This is a genomic window from Treponema putidum (assembly GCF_024401155.1).
Taxonomy (GTDB): domain Bacteria; phylum Spirochaetota; class Spirochaetia; order Treponematales; family Treponemataceae; genus Treponema_B; species Treponema_B putidum.
Genome location: NZ_CP038804.1, coordinates 1,053,492 through 1,075,490 on the forward strand (window position 1 = coordinate 1,053,492; position 21,999 = coordinate 1,075,490).

The 21,999-nt window shown below is 37.4% G+C and carries 19 protein-coding genes and 1 pseudogene; 14 read left to right on the plus strand and 6 right to left on the minus strand.

The window, feature by feature from the left end:
• The first annotated feature begins 12 nt into the window (after positions 1-12).
• From purH to E4N74_RS05055, 8 genes are all read left to right on the plus strand, one after another.
• A complete protein-coding gene (purH, locus tag E4N74_RS05020) occupies positions 13-1,614 on the plus strand; it encodes a bifunctional phosphoribosylaminoimidazolecarboxamide formyltransferase/IMP cyclohydrolase (RefSeq protein ID WP_044979328.1) in 1,602 nt (533 codons plus the stop codon).
• 127 nt (positions 1,615-1,741) lie between these two features.
• The gene (locus E4N74_RS05025; protein WP_084224541.1) at positions 1,742-2,047 is read left to right on the plus strand and encodes a YbaB/EbfC family nucleoid-associated protein; all 306 of its coding nucleotides are present in this window, start codon (positions 1,742-1,744) and stop codon (positions 2,045-2,047) included.
• Positions 2,048-2,061: 14 nt separating this feature from the next.
• The gene (gene recR / locus E4N74_RS05030) at positions 2,062-2,649 is read left to right on the plus strand and encodes a recombination mediator RecR (protein WP_044979329.1); all 588 of its coding nucleotides are present in this window, start codon (positions 2,062-2,064) and stop codon (positions 2,647-2,649) included.
• A 43-nt stretch (positions 2,650-2,692) separates the two neighbouring features.
• Entirely contained in the window at positions 2,693-4,384 is a 1,692-nt protein-coding gene (locus tag E4N74_RS05035) for a diphosphate--fructose-6-phosphate 1-phosphotransferase (RefSeq protein ID WP_255806390.1), read from the plus strand.
• 421 nt (positions 4,385-4,805) lie between these two features.
• Positions 4,806-6,161 carry a tRNA (N6-isopentenyl adenosine(37)-C2)-methylthiotransferase MiaB gene (miaB, locus tag E4N74_RS05040; protein ID WP_255819151.1) on the plus strand — a complete coding sequence of 452 codons (1,356 nt, stop codon included), beginning with the start codon at positions 4,806-4,808 and terminating at the stop codon, positions 6,159-6,161.
• Positions 6,162-6,182: 21 nt separating this feature from the next.
• A complete protein-coding gene (locus tag E4N74_RS05045) occupies positions 6,183-7,040 on the plus strand; it encodes a hypothetical protein (RefSeq protein WP_255819153.1) in 858 nt (285 codons plus the stop codon).
• A gap of 399 nt (positions 7,041-7,439) precedes the next feature.
• Positions 7,440-8,288: a hypothetical protein gene (locus E4N74_RS05050; RefSeq protein ID WP_255819154.1), complete on the plus strand. Its 849-nt coding sequence runs from the start codon at positions 7,440-7,442 to the stop codon at positions 8,286-8,288.
• 3 nt (positions 8,289-8,291) lie between these two features.
• Positions 8,292-8,951: a metallophosphoesterase gene (locus tag E4N74_RS05055; RefSeq protein WP_255819155.1), complete on the plus strand. Its 660-nt coding sequence runs from the start codon at positions 8,292-8,294 to the stop codon at positions 8,949-8,951.
• On the opposite strand, the gene E4N74_RS05060 is transcribed toward E4N74_RS05055, so the two are convergent.
• The 4 genes from E4N74_RS05060 to glgA form a co-directional block, all read right to left on the minus strand.
• Positions 8,946-10,361 carry an NFACT RNA binding domain-containing protein gene (locus tag E4N74_RS05060; protein ID WP_255819157.1) on the minus strand — a complete coding sequence of 472 codons (1,416 nt, stop codon included), beginning with the start codon at positions 10,359-10,361 and terminating at the stop codon, positions 8,946-8,948. The genes E4N74_RS05055 and E4N74_RS05060 overlap by 6 nt on opposite strands.
• Positions 10,361-12,598 (minus strand): TIGR03545 family protein, encoded by a 2,238-nt coding sequence (locus E4N74_RS05065; RefSeq protein WP_255819159.1) that lies wholly within the window; start codon positions 12,596-12,598, stop codon positions 10,361-10,363. The genes E4N74_RS05060 and E4N74_RS05065 overlap by 1 nt, the downstream gene beginning before the upstream one ends.
• A 1-nt stretch (position 12,599) precedes the next feature.
• Positions 12,600-13,118, minus strand: coding sequence for a DUF2062 domain-containing protein (locus E4N74_RS05070; RefSeq protein WP_002689960.1), 519 nt, complete (start codon positions 13,116-13,118; stop codon positions 12,600-12,602).
• 71 nt (positions 13,119-13,189) lie between these two features.
• Positions 13,190-14,665: a glycogen synthase GlgA gene (gene glgA, locus E4N74_RS05075; protein WP_255819161.1), complete on the minus strand. Its 1,476-nt coding sequence runs from the start codon at positions 14,663-14,665 to the stop codon at positions 13,190-13,192.
• 210 nt (positions 14,666-14,875) lie between these two features.
• On the opposite strand from glgA, the gene E4N74_RS05080 reads away from it, so the two are divergent.
• The gene (locus E4N74_RS05080; protein WP_255819163.1) at positions 14,876-15,628 is read left to right on the plus strand and encodes an SIMPL domain-containing protein; all 753 of its coding nucleotides are present in this window, start codon (positions 14,876-14,878) and stop codon (positions 15,626-15,628) included.
• A gap of 121 nt (positions 15,629-15,749) precedes the next feature.
• Here the strand turns inward: E4N74_RS05080 and E4N74_RS05085 are convergent.
• Positions 15,750-16,028 (minus strand): annotated as a pseudogene (locus E4N74_RS05085) (hypothetical protein); the annotation flags it as partial.
• Positions 16,029-16,230: 202 nt separating this feature from the next.
• Entirely contained in the window at positions 16,231-16,725 is a 495-nt protein-coding gene (locus tag E4N74_RS05090; RefSeq protein WP_255819165.1) for a hypothetical protein, read from the minus strand.
• A gap of 129 nt (positions 16,726-16,854) precedes the next feature.
• Here E4N74_RS05090 and aspS point away from each other — a divergent pair, with 129 nt between their 5' ends.
• The 5 genes from aspS to E4N74_RS05115 all read left to right on the plus strand — a co-directional run bounded on the left by aspS (position 16,855) and on the right by E4N74_RS05115 (position 21,960).
• Complete coding sequence (aspS, locus tag E4N74_RS05095; protein WP_255819351.1) at positions 16,855-18,618, plus strand: aspartate--tRNA ligase; 1,764 nt, start codon at positions 16,855-16,857, stop codon at positions 18,616-18,618.
• Between the two features lie 9 nt (positions 18,619-18,627).
• The gene (locus E4N74_RS05100) at positions 18,628-19,221 is read left to right on the plus strand and encodes a hypothetical protein (protein ID WP_010697369.1); all 594 of its coding nucleotides are present in this window, start codon (positions 18,628-18,630) and stop codon (positions 19,219-19,221) included.
• A gap of 10 nt (positions 19,222-19,231) precedes the next feature.
• Positions 19,232-20,305 (plus strand): tryptophan--tRNA ligase, encoded by a 1,074-nt coding sequence (gene trpS / locus E4N74_RS05105; RefSeq protein ID WP_255819168.1) that lies wholly within the window; start codon positions 19,232-19,234, stop codon positions 20,303-20,305.
• A 117-nt stretch (positions 20,306-20,422) separates the two neighbouring features.
• Complete coding sequence (locus tag E4N74_RS05110; RefSeq protein WP_010697371.1) at positions 20,423-20,929, plus strand: chemotaxis protein CheW; 507 nt, start codon at positions 20,423-20,425, stop codon at positions 20,927-20,929.
• A gap of 5 nt (positions 20,930-20,934) precedes the next feature.
• Positions 20,935-21,960 carry a DegT/DnrJ/EryC1/StrS family aminotransferase gene (locus tag E4N74_RS05115; RefSeq protein ID WP_255819169.1) on the plus strand — a complete coding sequence of 342 codons (1,026 nt, stop codon included), beginning with the start codon at positions 20,935-20,937 and terminating at the stop codon, positions 21,958-21,960.
• The last annotated feature ends 39 nt before the right edge of the window (positions 21,961-21,999 follow it).

The window sequence follows — 21,999 nt, forward strand, 5'->3', positions numbered from 1 at the left end:
GGAGGGAAGATTATGGGATTGGTATTGGCATCGGTTTCTGATAAAACTGGTTTAAAGGATTTTGCCTCCCGCTTAAAAGCGGCAGGTTATGATTTTATTGCATCAGGAGGAACGGCAAAGGCCTTACAAGAGGCCGGCATTAAAGTAAAAGAAGTCTCGGAATACACCTCTTCTCCTGAAATTTTAGGCGGGAGGGTTAAAACTCTTCACCCTATGATTCACGGCGGTATTTTAGCCCGCGATACCGAAGAGGATAGAGCAGAGCTAAAATCTCTCGGCTTTAGCGGCATAGACATTGTTATAGCCAACCTATACCCCTTTGAAAAAACTATCAGTTCTCCCGATTCTACTGAAAGCGATTGTATTGAAAACATAGACATAGGCGGTGTAGCTCTTTTAAGGGCTGCCGCAAAAAACTATTCCAGAGTTACGGTTATCTGCGACCCTGCCGACTATGACGAAGTTTCTTCCGAAATTGAAAAGACGGGAGAGGTTCCTCTTTCTTTACGCAAAAGATTGGCAATAAAGGCCTTTGATATTTGTACCCGCTACGATGCGGCAATAACTTCTTGGCTTAGCGGGCTAAGCCGGCTTAGCCGCAATATGGAAGAAAAGACCTCTCTTGCCCTGTGTGCTTATCCCGGACAGGATTTGCGTTATGGGGAAAACCCTCATCAAAAAGCTTGGCTCTATACAAATGAGCCTAAGGCCGGTCCCTTGGGAGGAAGGGTCTTACAGGGAAAGGCCCTTTCCTATAACAATATCCTAGATGCCGACGCTGCATGGAGGGCTGTTTCTATGTTTAAAAAACCTGCAGCCGTTGTGGTAAAACACCTTACTCCCTGCGGCCTTGCCGAAATAAATGAAGAGCCTACAAAAAGCTCTTCATCTTCTTCCCCTGATTCGGAAGTTTCTATTGCTTTAAGAGCTGCAATCGACTGCGATCCCGTTTCGGCCTTTGGAAGTATAATCGCCTTAAACCGTCCCTTCGATAAGCCTTCGGTTGAAGCCCTTGGAACCTTATTTGTTGAATGTATCATAGCTCCTATTTTTACCGAAGAAGCAAAAGAACTTTTATCCGGCAAAAAAAACTTACGCTTAATTGAAGCTCCTATGTGTCAAGAAAAAGAACCGTATGAATATAAGTCTGTCTTGGGAGGCTTTTTAAAGCAAGAAAAAGACTTAGGAGACCCCGAAGGTACTGAATATAAGGACGCAGCGGAAAGGAAGGCTGAGCCTTTAGAAAGGGCTCTTTTGAAATTTGCTATGAAAGCTTGTACCATGGTTAAGTCCAATGCAATCCTGCTCGCTGCCCCGATAGACCTGTCAAATCCCCAAAAAGGCTTTTGCTCAGTCGGCATAGGCTGCGGTCAGCCCAACCGAGTAGATGCAGCCCGCCAAGCTATCGAAAGAGCCGGCGAAAGAGCTAAAAACTCTGTTCTAGCCTCAGATGCTTTTTTCCCCTTTCCCGACACAATCGAAGAAGCGGCCAAGGCCGGCATAAAAGCCGTCATCCAGCCCGGCGGCTCAATCCGCGATGAGTTGAGCATTGCAGAATGCAATAAAAATGGAATGGCCATGCTGATAACTGGGGTAAGACACTTTAAGCATTAGGAAGCGTCATCGTTACGTTTTTTTGACTACTTTTTCGCTTGTTGTTGATAAATGCTCTTGTATTATTCAAAAAAAAATGGTAAGCTATTAAAAGGTTAATTTGAAAAAGTTTTATGAGGAGTTTAAATTGAATCCCTTTGATATTATGAAAAATGCAAAAGAAATCCAAGAAAAAATTGCTAATATTAAATCTGACCTTGATCAAGAAGCTGTTGAAGGAGTTTCAGGCGGAGGACTTGTAAAAATACGTTTAAAAGGCAGTTTTGAAGTTGAGTCCATTGAGCTTGATCCTGTAGCTGTAGACAATCGAGATGTTCCTATGCTTCAAGATTTAATTAGGGCTGCTCATAATGATGCGGTTGCAAAACTAAAAGAACTTTTACAAAATAAACTCGGGCCCCTTGCAAGTCTTGCAGGCGGTTTACCTTTTTAAGAGAGGATTAAAGGATGAATGCTATTGATGCCGTTATAGATTCGTTTTCCCGTCTACCCGGTATCGGTCATAAGAGCGCAGCCCGTATCGCTTATCATCTTTTAAAGCAAGGGCCGGCTGATGCTATGCGGTTGGCAGAAGCTGTTTCTACTTTACACGAAAAAATTCATCCTTGTAAAGAATGCGGCTCTTATACCGAGGAGGATATCTGTAGCATTTGTGCGGATAAAACAAGGGATAGAGCAACCATCTGTGTGGTAGGCTTTCCTCAGGATGTAAATACGATTGCGTCAATCCCTGAATATCGAGGCTTGTTTCATGTTCTGGGCGGACTCATAGCACCCCTTGAAGGCATAGGCCCCGACCAATTACATATAAGCGAGCTTATCAGGCGTATTCATGAAGGCGGAATTACGGAAGTTATTCTTGCAACAAACCCTACAATCGAGGGTGATACTACAGCCCTATATATTCAAAAAATATTGCAGGACTTACCTGTCAATATAACGAGGCTTGCCTCAGGTCTCCCTGTCGGAGGAGATTTGGAATATGCCGACCGTTTAACCCTTGCAAGAAGTTTAAACGGCCGCATTAAATTTTAAGACAAACGATGTATGATAAGTATTTTTTTAAGGAGAACGAAAAATGAATGAATCCACAATGCAGAGATTGCGCTACCATTACGAACCGAAAATCCCAAAAGTATTTGAGGAACCTTTGAGTTTGATTAAGCCTGAAATAGGAGAGGCTACACACGCACAATCTAATCAGGCGGAGTTAAAAGAAATATTCCCTCATACTTATGGAATGCCGATTATCAGATTTGTAAAAGGAAAATCTGAAGTTGAACACAAGCCCTTAAAATTCGGTGTAATTCTTTCAGGAGGACAGGCACCCGGAGGACACAACGTAATTTCAGGCCTTTTTGATGCTCTAAAAAAGGGAAGTCCTAATTCAAAACTTTACGGTTTTTTAAGCGGTCCTGAAGGTTTGGTAAAAGGGCGTTATATCGAAATAAAAAAATCCTTAATTGATAAGTACAGAAACACCGGAGGCTTTGACATAATCGGTTCAGGAAGAACAAAGATTGAAACGGAAGAACAGGTTGAAAGTTCAATTCAAAATGTAAAAAAATTAAACCTGGATGCCCTTGTCATAATAGGCGGGGATGATTCCAATACAAATGCCGCTTTTTTAGCAAAATACTTTATTCAAGCAAAATTAAACACTAAGGTTATAGGTGTTCCTAAAACTATTGATGGAGACTTAAAAAATGAATATATCGAAACCTCTTTCGGTTTTGATACTGCAACAAAACTATATTCTGAGTTAATCGGAAATATTTGCCGCGACGTAAATTCCGCACGTAAATATTGGCATTTTATAAAGCTCATGGGACGCTCTGCAAGTCACATAGCCCTTGAATGTGCTTTAAAGACTCAGCCTAATGTCTGTTTGATTGGGGAGGAATTAGCTGAAAAAAAAGTTACCTTACAACAAGTTACCGATTATATTGTGGATATTATTGTAAAAAGATCCAAAAAAGGTGAAAATTTCGGGGTAGTTTTGGTTCCTGAAGGTATTATAGAATTTATACCCGAAATGGATGAACTTATTGAAGAAATAAACGATCTTATGGCAGAAAAAGCTTCGGCTTTTTCAAAGTTAAAAACTTTTTCGGGTAAACGTTCTTGGCTTCAAAAACACTTGTCAAAAAAAGCCTTTGCTCTTTTTGACAGCCTCCCTGAAAATATTTCTTTACAGCTTTTAATGGACAGAGACCCTCATGGAAATGTTCAAGTCTCCCGTATCGAAACTGAAAAGCTTTTGATAAATTTAGTTACCAGAAAAATAACCGAAATGAAAAAAGAAGGCAGTTTTGAAGGCAAATTCAGTACCTATGCTCACTTTTTCGGCTATGAAGGACGATCAGCCTTTCCTTCAAACTTTGACTCGGATTATTGCTATACCTTGGGCTTTACAGCCTTTTTATTGGCCGCTAACGGTTTTTCCGGTTATATAGCTTCGGTTCGAAACCTAACAGATGATGTCGATTATTGGCTTCCTTGCGGTGTTCCTCTTTCCATGATGATGAATATGGAAAGAAGAAAGGGTAAAATGACTCCCGTTATAAAAAAATCCGTTGTCGATTTAAAAGGTAAACCATTTAAAACTTACGAAAAAAATAGGGATAAATGGGCTGTCGAAACAGTTTACCGTTTCCCCGGAGCCATTCAATATTTTGGAGACCTTGAAGTTTGCGACATACCCACTAAGACTCTTTTACTCGAAAAAGGAAATTTAAAAGAAAAGAGAAGAAAAAAGAAAAGTATATAATTTTTTTTAGTTGTTATCCTTGAAAGGCAGCATGGATAAACCTTTCTCCAGATGTACCACAAGGTGATACAAATTGAATATAAAATTCGAAGAGGATAAATACCGCTGTATAGTAATAGATTCAACTTTTTCTTTTCCATATTTTAGAATTCTTTCCCTTCGGACAGCGATTGAAAGGGAGCAAAAGCAATTTATAAAAATTACTTTTGCTGTATATCTTTCCGCAGTAATTTCTGCGGAAAGATACTGAAGCGATAGTGGAGCCCTGAAAAGAGTTTTGCCTTTCGGCAAAACATTGGGGATTAAACTTTTAAATTTTACAAATAGCCCCACTGACAGGACTTATGGAATATGAATATGACGAGAGCTAGACTTTTTTATGATTTTAACTTATAATCATCAACCTAACATTGAGCTAAATATGACTTACTTTTTTGAAACATACGGCTGTCAGATGAATCAAGCTGAATCCTCATCAATGGAACAGGTCTTGCTCGAAAAGGGCTGGAAGAATTCCTCCGATGCCGAACATTGCGATCTCCTTATAATAAACACTTGTTCCGTGCGTATAACTGCCGAAAACAGGGTTCTCGGCAGATTGGGACATTTTTCCGGTTTGAAAAAAAAGCGTAAGTTTTTTGTCCTCTTAATAGGCTGCATGGCTGAAAGGCTTTATACCGAAATACAAAAAGAATTTCCGCTAATAGATTATGTTGTCGGAATGTTTGAACGCAATCTTCTTCCTCAAATTTTTGATGAAATTAAAGCCCGTCTTAAAGATGACAACTACATGGCGGAGTTTGCTCATAATAATATCGAAGAAAAACCGGTATCAGGTTATTATTTTGCACCTCTTTCTCATTCGCCGAAATCTTTTCAAAGCTATGTGCCCATTATGAATGGCTGCAATAATTTTTGCACTTATTGTATTGTGCCCTATGTTCGGGGCAGGGAAGTTTCGCGTCCTGTAAATGAAATATTGCAAGAAATTACCGAGCTTTCATCAAGGGGGGTAAGGGAAATTACCTTGCTCGGCCAAAATGTAAATTCCTATAAAGGAGAAGACGGGGAGGGGAGGGTAATCGATTTTCCAAAGCTTTTAAGTCTTATAGCGAGAGAAGCGGATAAAACCGATATGATAAGATGGATACGCTTTATGTCGAGTCATCCTAAGGATATGTCCGATGCCTTAATCGACACAATCGCTGCCGAAAAAAGACTTTGCAAACTTGTTCATCTTCCGGTTCAGCACGGCTCCGATACAATTTTAAAAAGAATGAACAGGGTTTACACGGTTGAACATTATAAGAACAGAATAAAACGCCTAAAAGAAACCATACCCGATATTGCCTTGAGTACCGATATTTTGATTGGCTTCCCCGGTGAAACCGAAGATGATGTAAAGGCTACATTGGATTTGATGCAGGAAATAGAATTCGATTCGGCCTTTATGTATCATTATAATCCGCGTGAAGGAACAAAGGCTTTTAATTATCCTGACAGGATTCCTGAAGAAATAAAAATAGAAAGATTGGGCCGTGTAATCGACTTACAGCTAAAAATTACGGCAAAAAAAATGAAGGCTAAGCTCGGTAAAAAGGTAGATATCTTGGTTGAATCCCATTCAAGGAATGAAAGGTCAGAACTTTTTGGGCACACCGAACAAGGAGAGATGACCGTAATTCAGGGCAATCCTCCCGAATCCTTAATCGGAAATTTTGCCTATGCAGAATTAAAAGAACTAAAAGGAAAAACATTTAGAGCAAATCTTAGATAAAAAAAAGCATGGAGGTTAAATATGCGTAAATATTTTATATCGATTTTTTTTATTTTTTGTGTTTTTGGAATTTATTCTCAAAATTATTCTTTTGAAGTAGGAGATGACATAGTTACTTTTACACAAAAAAATCCACCGGAATATTTTATCAGTAGAGTTCAACTTATAAAAATGCCTGACGGTTTTCAAGAAATGATCGGTTATAAGGAAGTTATTACAAAAGAAGATACGAAATTTTTGGTATCGCAAAATAAGTTGGTAGGTGTTACCCAATATGTAAACGGAAAAGAAATCTGTCTATATGATATGGTAGGTGACGGAAAAATAGATATTATTTCTCCTTATCCAATTGTACCGGCTTGGGTAATCACGGATTCGGAATACAATAAAAAAAGTTCCAAAAATAACATTGATCAATATTTGGAAGAGTTTTATAAGCTTTTTAACGGTAATGAAAACCCATACACAAGTAAAAAGCTAAACAAATTAATCGATAAAATAATGCAAGCAAGTGCAAATATAAAAAATGAAAACAGGGATCTTATTTACGGAATATTTTTATATTATGGACTTCAATCAATAAAAAATCCCTTTCTGGATTTTGCAAATATGAATATGGTTGAAAACACATATAAAGAACGCTTTAATAAGGGAGGGCATCCATTAATTGACTTATGGATGATAGAAACTTTGATAAATGTTGGAGCTGATAAAAAAGACTTAGTGCTGCTGCTTAATGATGTCTTAAATTTATATCCTGATTTTATTCCTTTTCAAGTATATTCTTGGCAGCTGGAAAAGGATAAAAAAGTAAAAGAGAACAAATATAAAAACTTAAAAAATAAGTATCCAAAGCATTGGATTGTAAAACAGATATAGAATTTTTATAAATATGTATACATTTTTATACTAAATTATTAAATAGTGTAGAAATAATAATACATCTTAATAAAAAATATGCTAACTCTCGACTAAATGGACTAATAAAAAACCCTTTATAAAACTTCCAAACTTTTTGTTTGCAAGATGATGGAATGATGCTTATTAGAAACGGATAAGTTAGATGAGGATTATAAATGAAAATTCCTTAAAAACAGCTCATAAAAACCTTTATAAAACTTCCTATAATGTATGTTCTGTCTACTTATTTAGGGTTTTAATTGGATTGGGTGGATTTTAAAAGGTTTCATCTCCTCTTTTCTTTATCTTAAAATTTTGATATACTTTCTCATATTTATAAGCCCCTTTTCATTAAAAAGGAAAAATTGGAATTTTATTATGAAGAAAAAGCTTTTATTTTTTTTGATTTTTATAAGTATACTGTTCTCAACCTTTATTACTTCTTGCAGCAATAATAAAGAAAAAGAAATTGTTTATGAAAAAATAAAACCTAAAAGGATTATAAAAAATAATATCCTTATTGTTCTTGGAAAAGATTATTATGAGCGGAAAGATATTTTAAAATATCTTGAAAATGAATATGCTCTTGGGAGTTCCGATTCTCATGTTCAAGTTTTACCCTATTCCGATATGGTAAAAGCGGCTAAACAGCCCCGTCTTAGAATGATTAACGAAAAGATTGAAGAACAAAAAACCACAATACTTATTTCCATAGGTATACCTGAAGGCGGAGGCCGTTACCTGATTCAGGCTGCGGAGAATAATCCTAATCTTTCAATAATAAGCCTTTTGCCAATGGACGAAATTCTCCCACTGGAGGCTGCCTCGGATATTGTAGTTGATTTTCAAATTCCTAAAGAGATAATGAATGAGGAAAAGGATTTTTTGATAAGCGATAATGAGGTTATGCTCTTACTTGTAGCGGCAATTTTTGCCGGTGAGGATATAAACGCTCATAACAAAAACATAAAGATTTTTCCGATAGAAGAATTTCAACAGGCTTTTTTTACGGCACAAACTATTTTAGGCAAGGAACTTTTTCCTAATCATTATACAATTAAACCGTATACTGATTCCGATACGGGACTTCAATCCCACAGATATCTTTTAATTTATAAGGATTTTGATGAAAGTCAGGAAACGGCGGAGGATGAAGAAAACTCAGGAGAAAACGAAACGGAAAATGACAGCCTTATAAATCCGGATAAACTTGAAGGAGGTGCTTAATCGGTGAACTCTTTTGAGTACTTTAATAAAGGGATTTTTGCATCTACTGAAGCTCTTGAAAAACTAAAATCTACCGAAAAAGCACGCCTTATTTTAATTTCGGACACACACGGTAATGTAGATACTATAATCAATATTTTATGCCGTGAAGGAAAAAAATCCGATGCCGTTTTATTTTCGGGAGACGGCCTTGCAGATTTTTTAAATTATATAACGATTTCGCAATACGAAAAAGAGCTGATGGAATGTATACCTCCTGTAGCTGCCCTCGTTATGGGAAATTGTGATTCAAAAAAATATGTCCTCAATTTAGATGCAGGAAAAACGGGAGCGGATTTCGGCTTTAAAAAAAATCCCGAACAGCATTTGGAATTTTTTGAATTTATCTTTTTAGAAGCTTGCCATAAAAAAATTCTTTTAACACACGGGCATGAATTCTATGTAGATTTTGAATTAAACACCCTTTTAAATTTTGCACGGCAGCAAGACTGCTCGCTTGCAGTTTTCGGCCATACCCACGTACCATTGATTAAAGAAGCAAACGGGATATTTTTGGTAAACCCCGGTTCGGTCTCAAGACCGCGAATGGGCTCAAATAAGAGTTATGGAATTTTAACGATGAGCAAAGATAAAAAGCCGTTAATGGAATTTAAAAATTTATAAGGCCGATATTTTTTCTTCTTCCAATTCTTTTAAGATTTTTTCATCCAGTTTTATTGAAAGATTTTTTTCGTGGGACGGAAGAACTGTTCCTTTGGGTGCATTTTTTGCTCGGCGTAAATGTTTTATCTGAGTGGTATATAGATCGGCTTGTCCGTTTTTTCTCGCCTTTGAATAAAAGACTGCGAGGTTTCCGGCCTTAATCAAAACAGGTAAAGGTATACTCTTCCCCGCCCTAGCCTTTATAAAAACATAGCCGCCTGCATAATCCCTTGTGTGAAGCCAAAGGTCAGCCCCCTTAACAAAATGACGCAAAAGCTCATCATTTTCGGCTGCCGTTCGGCCTACTAAAATGGTCCAGCCTTCCGAAAAGAATTTTAAACCCGGAGCGGTTTTCGTATTTTTTGCTTTTTGCTGAACCGGAAGTTTTTCCTTTTGAAGAATTTTTTGAATTAAATAAGGGTTTTCCTCCGTTTTAATTTTTTCTATCTTTTCTTTTAGTTTTTCTATTTCTTTTTCGGCCGATATAATATCTTCTTCCAAGGCCTCTAAACCAGAAACGGCTTTTTTATATTTTTCGTAATAGAGATTTGCATTTTCTTGGGGTGTTTTTAAGGGCTCCAAAGTAATATTTATTTTTGCACCGTTTTTTGTGTAATCTTCAAGTTCTATAAATTTCATTCCCTTTTTTATCAGATGAAGGTTTGAAAAAAGCAAATCTCCTGCATTTTTTAAACTTTGAGCATTTAAAAATTCTTCCCTTTTTGCTTTAAGTTTTGATAGAGCTTTTTCGATTTTTAATATTTTAGTTCCGTAAAGATTTTCGGCTTCGTCCAGCAGGGCTTCTTTTGAAACCTTTGGAGCATTATTAATATACCATTCTTCGACAGCCTCATTAAAAGTTTTTGTTTTGTCATACTCGCGAACACAATAATCTTGTTTTTTAATTTTTTGAGGTTCGGGAGTCAGCCAAGTTCCGCCTGATATTTCGCCCTTCTTGGGCCGTCGGTAAAAAGCGTCGATTATAAGGTTATTTTCATCGGTTAAAACTATGTTTGCAGCCCCGCTCCACAGCCTTAAATATAAAAAAAAGCCTCCTGCTCCGCTTGCAATATTAAGGCGTATAATTCTGTCTTCGTTGAGTTGTTCCGCTTTTAGGATTTTCCCGCCCTTGATTCTGGATTTTAAAAGCTCCATAAAGCGCATAGGCTTATCGAATTTAGGAATTTTTTTATGTGTAGAATGAAGCCGGCATACTCCGGCATCAAGAGAAATAAAAAGAGTAAGAGGCTTATCCTTATATAAATAAAAGACCAAGGCTGTATAAGAGGGCTGAATTATTTTTTGAATAAAATAGCCCTCTAATTTCAGCTCTTCAAGAATTAGATCTATTTCTTTATTGTTTAAGGACATTAAAACCCAAATCCTTTTAAAAGATCTTTTACCTTGTTTTCTGCCTCTTTTTGCGCTTCTTTTATCTTGCCTGCAGCTATGTCTTTTATACGTTTTTCGGCTTCAGCTTTCTTTTTGTCTAAGATTTTTTCATAATTTTTTACGTCATTAAGAAGTTTTTTAGCCTTATTTGCTGAAGCCATAAAGGTGTCAATTTCTTTTTTGTAAGTTTCTTTTTGCTCATCAAGCCATTTTTGTCCCTGTTTTAAAAGTTCTGCTTTTACTTTTTCGACTTGACGGGCGAATTCTTTTTTTAAGGCTGCCGCTATTTGATTATCTACATCCGTATCGACATCAAGGGTAAAATTTTCTCCCTTATTGATTGTAAGAGTCGTTTTTACGTTTATCTTTTTTATATCTGATAGAATGTTTTGGTAGATTTCAAAAACAAAGGCCGGTTCAAATTTTTGAACGGTAAGAACGCTTTTCATGATTTCCATATTTGCATTGATGACTACATCCTTATTTTTAGAAACCTTTATACCGCCTCCGGTTTTTAAGATACCTGTAAGAGAAGGAACGGCATCTGCCGGCGAAGGAATATCCATATCCAATCCTTCAAATGTAAAATCGGTATCGACAAGTTCCTTGGTATAAGAGCGTAAATCGATTATACCCTCTGCAGTTTCTTTTAATTTTCCGTGGGCTGCATTTAAATTAATTGTAAGAGGAATACCGAGTTTATCGTAATCATTAGTTATCGCCTTAGCTCTTCCTCCGATTTCAAAAACATCCTTTTCGGGATGATGACCTGAAAGCGAAATATTCCTTATCAAGAAAGTCGGAACCGAATCCTTACCGAAGATAAAGGTTTTGCCGGGAAGACGTTCCATAGCTTTCGATTTTTGAGCCAATGTAAGTTCCTTTTCTTGTTTAGGCTGTTTTTGAGAGCTTTGTAAAAGTTCCATTCCTTGAACAAAATAAGGATAATATGTACCAAGAGTATTTACTATAAAAGTGTTTATAAGATCGGCAACCAGTTTTTTACCGGTATCGATATTGATAGACTTTATTTGCCCTGCAATTTTGTTTAGGCGGTTTAAGTCATTTTTAATTGACTCGCCTGCTTCACGTGCCAGCCGGTCAACATCATTTATATCGTTTTGAACATCATTAAAAAGACGGTTTGCCAAATCAAAATCATCCTGCCCTGTTTTAACAACTTTTTGAATAATTTCGATTAATTCTTGAAGCTGTTTTATATCATTAATCTTATTTATGTCTATGTTCATTAGTTTTTGAACAGCCTCAACGGTGTCTACAACCTGTTTTTCTACATCGTCCTTAGTCTTAATCCATTTTTGAGCCATCGGATCTACGGAGTTTATAATTTTCTCGGTAATTTCCGGAGTTTTAAAAGCAGCCTTTTCGCGTTCAAGAATTTTTCTAGGATCTATTTGATCTTGAACGGCTTTTAAACCGCTGTCAACGGATACTTGGGACTGCACTTTTTTAAGTTCAGCATTGATAAGTTCCGTTATGGGGTTAGGCTTCTTATTGGGATCTACAGGTTTTTGTTTTTTTGGAGGCAAGGCTCCGGAAGTTGTTCTTTCGGTATTCCATGTAAAACCTTCAATCGCCATATTTTCTGCAACAAATTTTCCTCGGCTTAATTCCAAAAGGTTAAAATAAAAGTCAATATTTTGGATTTCAAATAAATTGCGCATGGGCTCTTTTTTATTTGCAACCTTATATCCTTGGATTCTAAATCTAGTGTTAAACAAGTCGAAGTCTACAAGGCTTACCTCACATTTCGCACCGAAGGCAGCTTCCGAACCTCCGACTACAATTTTTTTTGCCAATACATTTCTAAAAATATATACAAAGAATAGAACGGCAAAAACGCAGGCCAAAGCACCTAGTACTGCCGGAAAATTTACCCTTCCCTTTTGTCTGCCTATTTCCAAAGCTATTTTGTTTATTCGTTTTAATTGGGTTTTATCGTTTATCTTTGTTTTATCGAATTGGAAATACTCTTTGTTTGTTTTTTCATCGATACTTGAAACTATAAAACCTTGGATAAAATCTTTATCTGCCGGTATGAAAATCTTTTTATATATTTTTCGATTAAGAGATCTTTTTGTATAACGCTTTTTAAAAAGTTTTTTTACCTTTTCAAGTTTTTTAGCTTCTTTAGCGGCCCTTTTGGCAGCTTTTATTTCATCTTTTTGTAATGATTCGTTATTTTTATCCGTCATATTAAAAATTGTCCTTTATATCAGATATTTTTGTCAAATGTCGAAGAAGCGGTATCTTACCCAAAAGGCCGACACCCTTTACATTTACAGCAGGCTGCATATATTTTCTATATTTTGCTACTATAATTCTTGTTAAGATGTATACTGGAGTATACAGTATAAGTCCCCAAATTATGCCTCCTAAGACCATTGTGTTCGAAAGCTTAAAAAGAGCGACAAAAGGTATGTTTTCTAAGGCGATAAAGATGGGGCGTAAAAATGATAATTGAACAGCCCAAAAACCTATATTGTTTATTATTATATCCATAAAGGGGGTTACAAAGCCTAATAAAATAAAAGAGATAAAAAAGGCTCCTTTATTTATGCGGATAAAAATAGACAAAAAAAACAAAAATGTAAAGGTTAAATTATTTTTTGGCAATATTGCCAAAAAAAGACCTAAGGCAACAGCGTGAGCTATATCACCGGGGTGAGCATTTGCATTAATAGCTTTAAAAAATGAAGTTACATACTTTATCATAGAAATAAGGCTTTAAAAACCTATTACCTCCTCTATAAAAACTTTTTGCAAGGATTACTAAGTCATTTAGTCTATAGCATAGAAGCTTTTTTTTCAATAGCATCGGCATATACTTTTAAGTATTTTTCCGCAGCTATATTCCATCCGAACTTTTTACCCATGGCCTTGGTTCTCATTTTTTTGATATGATCTTTTTTATTATACCAAGCATAAGCTGCCCAGCCGACAGTATCGTAAATACTTTGAGGGCTTAAGTAATCAAGCACAAAACCCGTACCCTCGCCTGTTTCTTCATTATAGTTTTCTACCGTATCTGCGAGGCCTCCTGTCTTTCGGACTATGGGCAAGGTTCCGTAAAGGAGGGAATACATTTGGTTTAAACCGCATGGTTCATATCTTGAAGGCATCAAGAAAAAATCGCTTCCGGCTTCGATTAGATGGCTTAATTCTTCGTTATAGCCTATATAACATCTAAAATTAGGAAGCCTTTGTGAAAGAAAATTGAGCTCTTTTTCGCACCAAGATTCACCTGAGCCTAAAACAACCATTTGAAGCTTTATATCGGAACATATCTTAAAGGCCGAACCGTACATGGGCCCGAAAAGTTCTGAAATCCCCTTTTGATCAACCAATCGGCTTATCATGCCGAATACCGGAACTGAAGTATCTATTTTGAAACCGAATCTTTCCTGTAAAACGGTCTTATTTTTTTCTTTTTCTTCAAGGGTTTTAGAAGTATACCTATATGGAATATATTCATCTTTTGACGGATTCCAGATTGAGGTATCTACCCCGTTTAAAATTCCTGTCAGTTCTTTTTCTCTGTAACGCAAAATACCGTCCATTCTAAAGCCGAATTCGGGGCGTTTAATTTCTTCCGCATAAGAAGGAGAAACGGTTGTAAGCATATCTGAGGAAACAAGAGCTGCTTTTAAAAAGTTTATTCTGTCCCAATCTTCAAAACCTGTAGCATAAAAATCACTCCAATAAAGGCCGGTATCCGGAAAACTATGTTTAGAATAAATGCCTTGATAACCTATGTTATGAATGGTAAAAACACTTGCCGTATTTTTAAATTCCGTATTTTTTTCGGTAAAGCGTAAAAGCACGGGTACCAAGCCTGCGGCCCAATCATGTGCATGTATAACATCGGGAATCCATGCTTGTTTTCTGCAAACTTGAAACGCAGCATGGGCTAAAAGAGAAAATCTTTTTGTGTTATCGGAAAAATCAGGCTCAAAGGATGAACCGTAAATACCCTCTCTGCCGAAGGCTTGTTCATGGTCTATAAAATAAACCTTTGCCTTTGAAGAAGGCAGGTGCGACTCATAAACGCCAACCCAATTTTCAGAAGAACCGAGATGGACAGCCATTGCTCCCGGGATTTGTTTTAAGTTTTTTCGATCAATTTTATAATAGCGAGGCATTACAATTCTGACATCATGTCCTTTTTTTGCAAGAGCTATTGATAAAGCCGTAACGGCATCAGCCAGACCTCCTACTTTTGCAAATGGAACAAGTTCGCTGGTAACTATCATTATTTTCATAAGCTTCCTCCAATAATGCGACGTTTGCCGAAAGGCAAACATAAATTTCCGAAACCTTTTCTATAATAATATGATAACATAGTTTTATTGATTTTAAAAGAGTATAAATAAAAAGCCGTAACTTTATAATACAAAATTTTGTTATTTTCAATGTACTTATAAAAAGCTTTTTAGGCTTTTAAAAGTGTTTGATTTTTTTTGGAGGCTTTTATGAAAGATTCTATTATTAAGGGCATAAAACTTATCGGCGTTTTATGTATCGGTTTTGTTTTATTTGGAGCATGCAGTCCTCAAGCAAGCGAAAAGCGTTTTGTAAGCGTTACAGGACGATCTTCTATTTCCAAATCTCCTGATCAGGTTTCAATTTCGTTTTCGGTTTTTTCTAAGGATAGGGACTTATCTGCGGCAAAAAAGAAAAATGATGCGGCAATTTTAAAATTAAAAGAGCTTTTTGAAAAATATAAAATCGAACAAAAGAATATAAGTATTGAACGAGTAAATATTAACCCTCGGTACAGGTACAGAGACAACGGTTATCAGGACTTTGACGGATATGAGGTGGTACAAAATATAGCCGTACTTCTTACAAAAATTGAAGATTACGAAGTATTTTTAACCGACCTTTTAAATACGGGGATTGATAGAATCTACAATGTAGGTTTTTCTGTTGCCGATATGAGAAAACTGATGGATGAGGCAAGGGTTCAGGCCGTAAAAGCGGCTGAAGAAAAAGCTCTTCTTCTTTGTAAGGCTGCACCCAACGGCGGAAAACCTCTTTCTTTAGGAAAAATAATCAGCATAAGCGAAATTCCATCAGGAATGTCACCGCGCTCTTATACAGGAGGCTATGCCGCCCAAAATATGAAACAAGCCGCCTACGATGAGGCAGCAGGAGGAAATTTTTCTCCCATGGGACAGATTGAAGTTTCTGCGGAAATAAGCCTTGTCTTTGAATTGGAATAGTTGTAGGTAGGGGATTACAGCCAACGAAGTTTCGAGGCTTACAGCCGGCGGAGCTTCAAGGCCTACAGCCAGCGAAGCTTCGAGGCTACCCCTGCTCTGTCGGGTTCTTTCCTCTAATAAATTATAACTTTTCTATTTCTTCTTTGCTTAAACCTGTAACTTGGATTATTTTTTGCACGGAATCGCCTAGCTGTTTTAATATTTTGGCAGTTTGTTTTACTCCCTCCGCGAGGCCTTCTCTTCTAGCTTCATTGCGTTCATCTTCCACATACATCCGGTATTTTTCATCAGAGAGTTCTATTGCCATTCGTCTCTCTTCATCTGTTACCCTAAAGAGTGTTGCTTCTGCCATTTTTATACCCTCCTCTAGTTTGCATAATTCTTCCAACATTCCGCTTCGGAAAAAAGTATAGGTATGGGAATTTCAATTAAAAATTAGTCATATAAATCTAAAAATGTATAATCAAGTTCTTCCTTGGCATTTTTAAAGGCGGGTTATATGCTGCACAATATCTAAGCAGCCCGTGCAAGTTAAACATAAAATAACAACCAAAACTAAAATACTAAATTTTTTCATAAAAATTCCTTATATTATAATTTAATTATTTACTCTTCTGTTCCAGCTTTTCCGTCAAAATTTTTGATAAGGCCTCGGTATCTATTTCCTCTTCAATAGTTATACTAAAGCCGTTTTGTAAAAGAAGAGATATTTTTCCGTTGTTCTCAGTCTTCCAAGAATGGATATTATCCCATGTCAAAAAGTCTCCGTAAATAATACCGTTTTCGTAAACACCGGCTGCTTTTGAATACTTAGCCATTATATAAATAAGCATTAGTATACTTAAAAATAAACCGATTAAGCCTACAATTATATTTTTATTTATAGCACTATAAGAAAAAGTTATTGCGGGAAATGCAAAAAGCACAAGGCTTAGGTTTTGCTTTTTTGATATTTTCCCTTTAAAGGAAATCAATTTATTACCCATCGCTTTTGCCTTACCGGCTATGTGCTTTCCAAAAACTACAGGAATAAAATGAAAGACTATCAACAATATAAAAAACACAAGATATAAAATAATCAATATGTTTAAGTTCATTTACCTTCTCTCCAATATTTTAATAATAAACTAAACATAAAACTTTTGCAAGTATGGTAAAAATCTTTATGATTTTTTCCCTCTTGCATAGCTTTTGCATTTTAACTATAATACTTAATTATGGAAAAAATGCAAAGAACCGTAACCTGCGGCGGCTTAAATAAGGATTTTGCAGGAAAAACTGTTGTTTTAAACGGCTGGATTCACCGAAAAAGGGATCACGGCGGTATTACTTTTTTAAATTTACGCGACCGTTACGGTTTGACTCAGGTGGTTGTGGACGATGATGCAAGCGAAGAATTAAAGGCCCTTGCAGTAAACCTCAAGCAGGAATTCTGTATTGCCGTTGAGGGGCTTGTAAGACCGCGCCCCGATTCTATGATAAACAAGGAAATGGCAACGGGAGAAATCGAAGTTAAGGCCTTAAAGATTGAAGTGCTTTCAAAAAGTGAGGTGCTTCCTTTTCAGATTGACGAAAAAACGAATGCAAACGAAGATTTACGGCTTAAATACAGATATTTGGATTTACGCTCAAAGGCTATGCAGGACCATATTATTTTGCGCTCCAAATTCGCCTTTGCTGTCCGCGAATTTTTAACTTCAAAAGAATTTTTGGAAATTGAAACCCCGACCTTTATTAAGTCCACGCCGGAAGGAGCCCGCGACTATCTGGTTCCATCCCGCCTTTACCCGGGAAAATTCTATGCCCTACCCCAATCTCCGCAGATTTATAAGCAGATTTTAATGGTCTCCGGTTTTGATAAATATTTTCAGATTGCACGCTGCTACCGCGACGAGGATGCCCGAGGCGACAGACAGCCCGAGTTTACTCAAATCGACCTTGAAATGAGCTTTGCTTCCCGCGAAGATGTTTTAAGCTTAACCGAAGGAATGATGCAGTATGCTTTTAAAAAGAGCATAAACGTAGACCTTCCGAAAACATTTGAACGCATCAGCTACGATGAAGCTATCGATGTTTACGGCACCGATAAGCCCGATCTCCGTTTTGAAATGAAGATGCAGGATGCAGCTTTTATGGCCGAAATCGGAAACTTTGCAGTATTTAAAGATGCTATTTCTTCAGGCGGAGCCGTCAAGGCCTTGGTTGTAAAAGGACAGGCTGAAGCCTATAGCCGCAAAAAAATTGAAGAGCTTGAAGCCGCAGCCAAAATATACAAGGCTAAGGGCTTGGCTTGGATTAAGGTAACGGAAGGCGGTGCAAAGCTTGAAGGCGGTATTTCCAAATTCTTTGAAGGAAAGGAAGCGGAAATTTGCTCAAAACTCGGAGCCGAAAAAGGCGACTTAATTCTTTTTGTAGCCGATAAGTACAAGATTGCCTGCACGGCCTTGGGAGCAGTAAGAAGTAAACTTGGAAAGGATTTAGGTCTTTTAAACCCTGCCGAATTTAAATTTGCTTGGATTGTGGACTTCCCCCTCTTTGAATGGAATGAGGAAGAAAACAAATGGGATCCGGCTCATCACATGTTCTCGGCTCCTCAAGAAAAATATGTTGCAACAATGGAAGAAAATCCCGAACCCGTAAAAGGCGATCTTTATGATCTGGTCTTAAACGGATATGAGGTAGCCTCCGGCTCCATAAGAATCCATAATCCAGAACTGCAAAAGCGTATCTTTAAGATTGTCGGCTTTGACGAAAGCGAAGCAGAAAAGAAGTTCGGCTTTTTAACTGAAGCCTTTAAATACGGTGCCCCGCCACACGGCGGCATTGCTCCGGGACTTGACCGCATAGTGATGATTATGGCAGGCGAAACCTCGATAAAAGAAGTAATCGCCTTCCCTAAAAATTCCTTTGCAGTAAGCCCCATGGACGACAGCCCCAGCGAAGTAGACCAAAAGCAGCTGGATGAACTCCATTTGGCGATTAAGGAATAATGACTTTAGATGAATAAAAAAAACTGCATCGTTTTATTTTCTATTTTTTTTATATACCTTAATTTGCATGCAAATGCGGGTGTACCGATGATAGCTATTGTTTTTCCGGAAATGATTTTATCGCTTGTTCCGGTAATTTTAATAGAAATTGCCGTACTTATAAAGAGGTTGAAGATAAATAAACAGAAAACAGTATTAGCTGTTGTTGCAGGCAACTTGTATTCTACATTATTCGGTATTCCCTTGACATGGATAATTCTTGTTGTTATTCAAGTGATTACAGGCGGCGATAGAGGGATATACAATATCGGAATTCTACTGAGAAATATTTTGTCAGTTACATGGCAGGCACCATGGCTTATGCCGTCTAATGCTTTGTATTGGCAGATTCCGGCAGCTGCACTGTTTTTGCTTATACCGTTTTTCTTTGCTTCATGGCTTATGGAAACTTGGCTTGAAATGATTATTTTAAAAAAAGAAATTTCGGACAAAAAATATTTTAAACGCAGTGTTTTCTTTGCAAACCTTTTCAGCTATTTATTTCTTGCTGCCGCCTCAGTTGCCTTTTTGATTTGGAATATAAACACAAGATATTTTACATAAAGGACTTTAAATGAAAAACATTATTTTGACCGGGGATAGACCCACAGGAAAACTTCATATAGGGCACTATGTAGGCTCTTTAAAAAACAGGGTGGCTTTGCAGAATTCGGGCAAGTACGACGAAATTTATATTATGATTGCCGATGCGCAGGCTACAACCGACAATGCGGATAATCTTGAAAAAGTGCGTACAAGCGTTATTGAAGTGGCTTTGGATTATCTTGCCTGCGGAATAGACCCTCAAAAATCGACAATCCTCGTGCAGACTCAAATACCGGAACTTTGCGAGCTTACCTTTTATTATATGAATCTAGTTACCCTGGCCCGCCTTGAACGGAACCCTACAGTAAAAAATGAGATTAAACTGAGAGGTTTTAACACAGGTACCAACGTCGGCGATAACACCGGTATTCCTGTAGGATTTTTAACCTACCCTATAAGTCAGGCAGCCGATATTACGGCCTTTTTGGCAAATACGGTTCCTGTAGGCGAAGACCAAATGCCAATGATTGAACAAACGCGCGAGATTGTCCGCTCCTTTAATTCTCTTTACGGGGAAACCTTGGTAGAGCCCAAGGAACTTTTACCTGCAAACAAAACCTGCGGCCGCCTTCCCGGAACCGACGGAAAGGCTAAGATGAGTAAGTCGCTCGGCAACTGTATTTATATCTCGGACAGCCCCGAAGAAATCAAAAAGAAGGTAATGGGAATGTTTACAGACCCGAATCACCTCCGTGTTGAAGACCCTGGGAAAGTTGAAGGAAATCCGGTATTTACATATCTCGATGCCTTTGCCCGAAATGAGCACTTCCCTGAGTTTTGGAGCGATTATTCATGCTTGGATGAGGTTAAGGAGCATTACCAAAAAGGCGGCCTAGGCGATGTCAAAATTAAAAAATTCTTAAACAATATTTTACAGGAAGAACTTAGGCCCATCAGGGAAAAAAGAGAGGCCTTTCAAAAAGACCTCCCTTCAGTTTATCAAATCCTGATTGAAGGTACCAAAAAAGCAAGGGAAAAAGCCGCAGCTACAACTCATTCTGTCCGCTCTGCAATGAAAATAAACTATTTTGAAGGAATGTGACACATCAGCAAAGCTGATGACGAGTTTTAATTAAATAAAACTAAAACATCTCCATTTTCCCCTTGAATTTTATGTGTTTGTATGATAATATCTTAAATATTGGAGGAAGGAAACTATATGGCAAATGCAGGAGGCCTTAATAAAAAGGCCAAGGTTGAAAATGATGATCTTTTAAAATTAGTTACATTCCAACTCGGAGAAGAACTTTACGGTGTAGAAATTATGGATGTTGATCAAATAGTCAGGGTTCAAGATGTAAGACCTATTCCGAATGCTCCGTATTATGTTGAAGGAATTTTTAACCTACGAAGCGAAATTATTCCGGTAATAAGTCTTCACAAGAGATTTCACATAAAAAAGGCTTCTTTAGATGAAGGCGATGAATTTTTAGGCGGCTTTATAATCATAAAGGTCGAAAACAACAAAATAGGTATTATAATCGATAGAGTTGCCCGTGTTGTTGACGTAAAAAAAGAAGAGATACAGCCTCCGCCCCAGATGATTGCCGGTATCGGAGCCGAGTATATTAACGGAGTTGCTCGCCGAGATCCGGGTTATCTAATAATCTTGGATATTCACAGGCTCTTTAATCCTAAAGAATTACAGAAGATTACGAATTTATAAAAATTATGAAGATACCCGTTTACAGTTCCACTATAAGACGCTCCGAAATGGATGCAGTTCTTACATGTATGGTCGAGGAAAAAATAGGCCCCGGCGAGATGAACCAAAAGCTTATCAAGCAGGTTTGCGAAACATTTCAAACGGCGGGAGCCGCTGCATTTAGAAGTCCGGCCATAGCTTTAAACTATGCTTTAAAGGCCTTAAACCTTGAAAACGGTTCATCGGTTATTATCTCAAGCCTTGCACCCTCGTGGCAATATGTAGAATTAAACCGCCAAGGGTATAAACCGATTGTGCTTGATGTAGAAGCAGACTCGGTTTTTCCTTCCTTTGAGAGCATTGAAAATGCGGTTCAAACCGGCGGAAGAGTCCTTGTCTTACATGAAACTTTGGGTTTTTTACCGGACATGGAAAAAATATTAAGCTTAAACATTCCCGTAATAGAAGATATTTCTCAAAGTGCAGGTGCTGCATATAAAGAAAGATATGCAGGAAGTATGGGTATCTTTTCGATTTTGGGACTGGAAGAAAAAGATATTCTAACCGGAGGCGGAGGTGCCGTATTACTTGCCCCAGAAAGGCGTAATGCAATAGTCTTAAAAAAACTTTATGATGAAGCCCCTCTTACCGACCAATTACCCGATATAAATGCTTCCTTGGCCTTTGTCCAGCTAAAACAGATGTCAAAAAATATGGAGCAGCGCAAGGAAATGCACGAGTCCTATATCCGCTCTTTGATGCAGGGGAAACATAAAACGATAGCTCAAAAAGAAGACACGGTAAATCCGGTTTATTCTTTTCCGGTTATTTTAAATTCGGGAGTTTCGGATATACAAAAATATGCAGCAAAAAAGGACATAGACATAGAGCTTGCTTTTAAAAATTCTACCGTCGAATACCTAAAAGAAAGTAAAGAAAGCTTTATAAATGCATCATCTCTTTTACTAAGATGTGTTCTTTTTCCTCTTTATCCGCGATTGGGTGCAAAAAAATCGGCAGAGATTGCAAGGGTTTTAGCTACCCTTCCCTAATTTTTAGTTAAACTTGAGTCTTTTTAAGGAAGATGAATT

Excerpts from the sequence above, each read along its gene's own strand:
- E4N74_RS05060 (WP_255819157.1), bottom strand. The coding sequence starts at position 10,361 with ATGTCCTTAAACAATAAAGAAATAGATCTAATTCTTGAAGAGCTGAAA.
- E4N74_RS05080 (WP_255819163.1), top strand. The coding sequence starts at position 14,876 with ATGAAAGATTCTATTATTAAGGGCATAAAACTTATCGGCGTTTTATGT.
- purH (WP_044979328.1), top strand. The coding sequence starts at position 13 with ATGGGATTGGTATTGGCATCGGTTTCTGATAAAACTGGTTTAAAGGAT.
- recR (WP_044979329.1), top strand. The coding sequence starts at position 2,062 with ATGAATGCTATTGATGCCGTTATAGATTCGTTTTCCCGTCTACCCGGT.
- E4N74_RS05090 (WP_255819165.1), bottom strand. The coding sequence starts at position 16,725 with ATGAACTTAAACATATTGATTATTTTATATCTTGTGTTTTTTATATTG.
- E4N74_RS05110 (WP_010697371.1), top strand. The coding sequence starts at position 20,423 with ATGGCAAATGCAGGAGGCCTTAATAAAAAGGCCAAGGTTGAAAATGAT.
- E4N74_RS05045 (WP_255819153.1), top strand. The coding sequence starts at position 6,183 with ATGCGTAAATATTTTATATCGATTTTTTTTATTTTTTGTGTTTTTGGA.
- E4N74_RS05100 (WP_010697369.1), top strand. The coding sequence starts at position 18,628 with ATGAATAAAAAAAACTGCATCGTTTTATTTTCTATTTTTTTTATATAC.
- E4N74_RS05035 (WP_255806390.1), top strand. The coding sequence starts at position 2,693 with ATGAATGAATCCACAATGCAGAGATTGCGCTACCATTACGAACCGAAA.
- E4N74_RS05070 (WP_002689960.1), bottom strand. The coding sequence starts at position 13,118 with ATGATAAAGTATGTAACTTCATTTTTTAAAGCTATTAATGCAAATGCT.
- aspS (WP_255819351.1), top strand. The coding sequence starts at position 16,855 with ATGCAAAGAACCGTAACCTGCGGCGGCTTAAATAAGGATTTTGCAGGA.
- E4N74_RS05115 (WP_255819169.1), top strand. The coding sequence starts at position 20,935 with ATGAAGATACCCGTTTACAGTTCCACTATAAGACGCTCCGAAATGGAT.
- E4N74_RS05050 (WP_255819154.1), top strand. The coding sequence starts at position 7,440 with ATGAAGAAAAAGCTTTTATTTTTTTTGATTTTTATAAGTATACTGTTC.
- miaB (WP_255819151.1), top strand. The coding sequence starts at position 4,806 with ATGACTTACTTTTTTGAAACATACGGCTGTCAGATGAATCAAGCTGAA.
- trpS (WP_255819168.1), top strand. The coding sequence starts at position 19,232 with ATGAAAAACATTATTTTGACCGGGGATAGACCCACAGGAAAACTTCAT.
- E4N74_RS05065 (WP_255819159.1), bottom strand. The coding sequence starts at position 12,598 with ATGACGGATAAAAATAACGAATCATTACAAAAAGATGAAATAAAAGCT.
- glgA (WP_255819161.1), bottom strand. The coding sequence starts at position 14,665 with ATGAAAATAATGATAGTTACCAGCGAACTTGTTCCATTTGCAAAAGTA.